The sequence below is a fragment of the Rhizobacter sp. P2_H3 genome (assembly GCF_056403355.1).
Genome location: NZ_JBFUFQ010000340.1, coordinates 1 through 4433 on the forward strand (window position 1 = coordinate 1; position 4433 = coordinate 4433).

At 70.5% G+C, this 4433-nt stretch carries 4 protein-coding genes and 1 pseudogene; 4 read left to right on the forward strand and 1 reads right to left on the reverse strand.

What is annotated here, in order from left to right:
• A partial coding sequence (locus tag AC1D1T_RS30305; RefSeq protein WP_477993145.1) for a hypothetical protein occupies positions 1 to 186 on the reverse strand: 186 nt, incomplete at its 3' end.
• A gap of 212 nt (positions 187 to 398) precedes the next feature.
• On the opposite strand from AC1D1T_RS30305, the gene AC1D1T_RS30310 reads away from it, so the two are divergent.
• The 4 genes and pseudogenes from AC1D1T_RS30310 to aroE form a co-directional block, all read left to right on the forward strand.
• Positions 399 to 986, forward strand: a complete 588-nt coding sequence (locus AC1D1T_RS30310) for a YqiA/YcfP family alpha/beta fold hydrolase (protein ID WP_477827328.1) — start codon at positions 399 to 401, stop codon at positions 984 to 986.
• Between the two features lie 36 nt (positions 987 to 1022).
• Positions 1023 to 3104 carry a ribonuclease catalytic domain-containing protein gene (locus AC1D1T_RS30315; protein ID WP_477993147.1) on the forward strand — a complete coding sequence of 694 codons (2082 nt, stop codon included), beginning with the start codon at positions 1023 to 1025 and terminating at the stop codon, positions 3102 to 3104.
• Between the two features lie 7 nt (positions 3105 to 3111).
• The gene (locus AC1D1T_RS30320; protein ID WP_047506647.1) at positions 3112 to 3972 is read left to right on the forward strand and encodes an energy transducer TonB; all 861 of its coding nucleotides are present in this window, start codon (positions 3112 to 3114) and stop codon (positions 3970 to 3972) included.
• Positions 3973 to 3989: 17 nt separating this feature from the next.
• A pseudogene (gene aroE / locus AC1D1T_RS30325) lies at positions 3990 to 4433 on the forward strand (shikimate dehydrogenase); the annotation flags it as partial.

Here is a 4433-nt window from a genome sequence, read left to right on the forward strand (position 1 = left end):
GGCGGCGGCTGCCGCGGCCGCCGCGCTGACCGGCGCCGACGCGGCCCCGGCCGGGGCGATCACGACGACCGGCGGCGAGGCCGGTTGCACCGTGGTGACGCAGCCTTGCAGYAGCAGGCCGGACAGCACCAGCGACAGGCCCGCAGGCGCGCCGGATCTCGACAGGATCAGGGAGTCATCTTTCACGTCAACGGTGTCCTTGTGGGAAGCGACTGGAGGGGCCGGGGGCGGTCGTCGGATGGAGGCCGCGTGGAAACAAAGTGTAGAGCGTCGCGCCGGGCGTCCACCCCGTGGAACGCCGAGCTAGACTCCGTCGCGCTTTGCAGGTTCCGTGCCTCGACCGATCGGAAACCCGCAGGCCGGCGAACCCGGCGCCGGATGTGCATTCCTCACGCTTCATGACCACCCACCTCCTGTACCTGCACGGATTCCGTTCGTCGCCGCAGTCGACCAAGGCGCGCCAGGTCGAGGCCTGGGTGAAGCGCCACGCACCGCGCGTCAACTGGTGGTGCCCGCAGCTGCCGGCGTCGCCGCAGGAGGCGATCGAGGGCCTGCAGGCCGAGCTGGCGGGCTGGCCGCACGACCGCATGGCGATCATCGGCAGCTCGCTCGGCGGCTTCTACGCCACGGTGCTGGCCGAGCAGCTCGGCTGCCCGGCCGTGCTGCTGAACCCGGCCGTCGACCCGGCCCGCGACCTGGCCGGCCACATCGGCGAGACGACCGCCTGGCACAGCGAGGAGCGCTTCTTCTTCGTGCCGGCCTACGTCGAGCAGCTGCGCGCGATGGCGCCGGGCGCGCTGGCGAAACCGTCGCGCTACTTCGCGGTGATCGCCACCGGCGACGAGGTGCTCGACTGGCGCGAGATGAGCGAGCGCTACCGCGGCGCCCACCTGCGCATCGTCGAAGGCAGCGACCATGCGCTCAGCGGGTTCGACGAACACCTGCCCCACCTGATGCATTTCCTGCAGCTTGGCGCCTCGCCCTGACCGGGATCGGCCGAGCTTTCCGCGACAATCCCACCCATGTATGCACTGTTCGATGACGCCGGCAAGTTTCTCGCCGGCCGCGTGATGACCGAAGCCGACAGCTCGATGCAGATCGAGCTCGATTCGGGCAAGCGCGTGAAGGTGAAGGCAGCCAACGTGTTGCTGAAGTTCGAGAAGCCGCTGCCGGCCGAGCTGATCGCCGAGGGCCAGCGGCTCGCCCGCGAGATCGACCTCGACCTGGCCTGGGAATTCGCGCCCGACGCCGAGTTCGGCTTCGCCGACCTGGCGCGCGACTACTTCGACAGCAAGGCCGGCGTCGAGAAGCAGGCCGCCGCGTTGTTCCGGCTGTTCGAGGCGCCGCACTACTTCCGCCGCCTCGGCAAGGGCCAGTTCAAGAAGGCGCCGGAAGAGATCGTGAAGGCCGCGCTGCTCGGCATCGAGCGCAAGAAGCAGCTGGCCGCGCAGATCGAGGGCTGGGCCGCCGAGCTGGTGGCCGGCCAGTGCCCGGCGCCGGTGCGCGAGCAGCTCTACAAGATCCTGTTCCGCCCCGACAAGAACGCCGCCGAATACAAGGCCGTCGTCGAGGCCTCGCGCCGCGCACAGAAGGCGCCGCTCGACCTGCTGACCGCTGCCGGCGCGATCGACTCGCCGTACCAGTTCCACTGGCGGCGTTTCCTGTTCGAGAACTTCCCGAAGGGCACCGCCTTCCCGCCGCTGTCGGCCCCGGCCATCAAGGACGACCTGCCGGTCGCGGCCGTGCAGGCGTTCTCGATCGACGATTCGCAGACCACCGAGATCGACGACGCGCTGTCGGTGCAGGGCCTGGGCAGCGGCACCGTGGTGTTCGGCGTGCACATCGCGGCGCCCAGCCTCGCGATCGCACCCGACAGCCCGGTCGACAAGGTCGCGCGCGACCGGCTGTCGACCGTCTACATGCCGGGCTACAAGCTGACGATGCTGCCCGACGACGTGGTGCAGGCCTACACGCTGCAGGCCGGGCGCGACTGCCCCGCCGTGTCGCTGTACGTCAGCTTCGACGAGGCGACGCTGAAGGTGACCGGCAGCGAGACGAAGCTCGAGCGGGTGCCGATCGCCGCCAACCTGCGCCACGACCAGCTCGACGCGGTGATCACCGAGGCCACGCTGCTCGGCGAGGCGCCGGCGGCTTACGAATTCGCGCCGGAGCTGGCGTTTTGCTTCCGCCTGGCCCGCCACCTGAAGGCCGGCCGCGAGCAGGTGCGCGGCAAGCCGGAGCTGTTCAACCGCGCCGACTACAACTTCAAGCTCGACGGCAACGACGGCGCCGAGCCGCAGGGCCACGAGCGCGTCAGCATCGGCACCCGCCAGCGCGGCTCGCCGCTCGACCTGATCGTCGCCGAGGCGATGATCCTCGCCAACAGCACCTGGGGCGGTTGGCTCAACGAACTCGGCGTGCCGGGCATCTACCGCAGCCAGGCCAGCATGGCGCCGGGCGTCAAGGTGCGCATGGGCACCAAGGCCGCGCCGCACGCCGGCATGGGCGTCGCGCAGTACACCTGGGCCACGTCGCCGCTGCGCCGCTATGTCGACCTGCTGAACCAGTGGCAGATCGTCGCCTGCGCGCGCCACGGCCGCACCGCGGCGCTGGCCGCACCGTTCAAGCCGAAGGATGCCGCGCTGTTCTCGGTGATCTCCAGCTTCGATGCGGCCTACAGCGCCTACAACGGCTTCCAGTCGGGCATCGAGCGCTACTGGACGCTGAAGTACCTGGAGCAGAACGGCATCGCCGAACTCGACGCCGCGGTCATGAAGGAAGGCCTGGTGCGCGCCGACACGCTGCCGCTGGTGTTCCGCGCGGTCGGCGCCGACCGGCTGCCGCGCGGCGCGCGCGTGAAGGTGCGCATCACCGGCACCGACCTGCTGACGCTGGACGTGCATGCGAGCGTGCTGTCGCGCATCGACGATCCGGACACCTCGGCCGATGACGCGGTCATCGAGGATGCCGAAGTTGAAAACGACAGCGACAGCGAGGACGTGGCCGCCGGTCCGCTGACGCTCGCGATCGACGTGGCTGGCGATGCAGGCGACGAAGAAGCCCCCGCCCCCGATGCGGCAACCGCCGCCACCCCTGCCGCCTGAGAGACCGATGCTGAAGAAGTTCTCCACCCTGCAGATCGCGCTCGCGGTGTCGATCGGCGTGCATGCCCTGTTGCTGGTGGTGCGCTTCGTCGACCCGGAGGGCTTCAACCGCGTGTTCCAGGACACGCCGCTGGAGGTGATCCTCGTCAACGGCAGTTCGGCCGAGGCACCGGTCAAGCCGCAGGCGATCGCGCAGCGCAACCTGGCCGGCGGCGGCGAGGCCGAGCGCGGCCGCGCCACCTCGCCGCTGCCGTCGTCGGCGCTGATCGAGCTCGGCGACTCGGCCGACGAGGCCCACAAGCAGATCGAGCAGCTGCAGGAGACCCAGCAGCAGCTGCTCGCGCAGGTGCGCCGCGAGCTGGCCTACCTGCCGGCCCCCGACCCGAAGCGCGACCGCGGCGATCCGCAGGCGCGTGCGCAGGAGGAACGCCGCCGCCAGCTGATGCAGCTGCTGGCCGAGATCGAGAAGCGCATCAATGAAGAGAACTCGCGGCCGAAGAAGCGCTACATCAGCCCGGCCACCCGAGAGGAGCTGTACGCGATCTACTACGACTCGCTGCGCCGCAAGATCGAGGACCGCGGCACCCGCAACTTCCCCGAGTCGCAGGGCAAGAAGATCTACGGCGAGCTGATGATGGTGATCACGATCGATGCCGCCGGCCGCGTGATGGAGACCGAGATCGTGCGGCCGTCGAAGTCGCCGCTGCTCGACAAGCGCGCCCAGGCCATCGTGCGCGCGGCCGCGCCGTTCGGCCAGTTCAGCACCGAGATGCGCAAGCGCGCCGACCAGCTGGTGATCACCTCGCGCTTCCGCTTCACCCGCGAAGAAGGGCTCGAGACCACGCTGAGCGCCCCCGCGACGCGCTGAGCCTCACGAGACACGCCATGGATCGCTACGTCGTCGCCGGCAATCCGGTGCAGCACAGCCAGTCGCCGTTCATCCACGCGCGCTTCGCCGAACAGACCGGCCAGGCGCTGCACTACGACCGGCTGCTGTGCCCGCTGGACGGCTTCGCCGACACCGTGCGCCGCTTCGCCGACGAGGGCGGGCGCGGCTGCAACGTCACCGTGCCGTTCAAGTTCGAGGCCTTCGACCTGGCGGCACGGCGCACCGACCGCGCGGCGCTGGCCGGGGCGGCCAACATCCTGCGCTTCGACGCGCGTGACGGCTGGCTGGCCGACAACGCCGACGGCTGCGGCCTGGTGCGCGACATCGAACGCAATGCCGAACGCACGCTCGCCGGGCAACGCGTGCTGGTGGTCGGCGCGGGCGGCGGCGCGGCCGGCGCGCTGGGCCCGCTGCTGGCGGCACGGCCGGCGCAGCTGGTG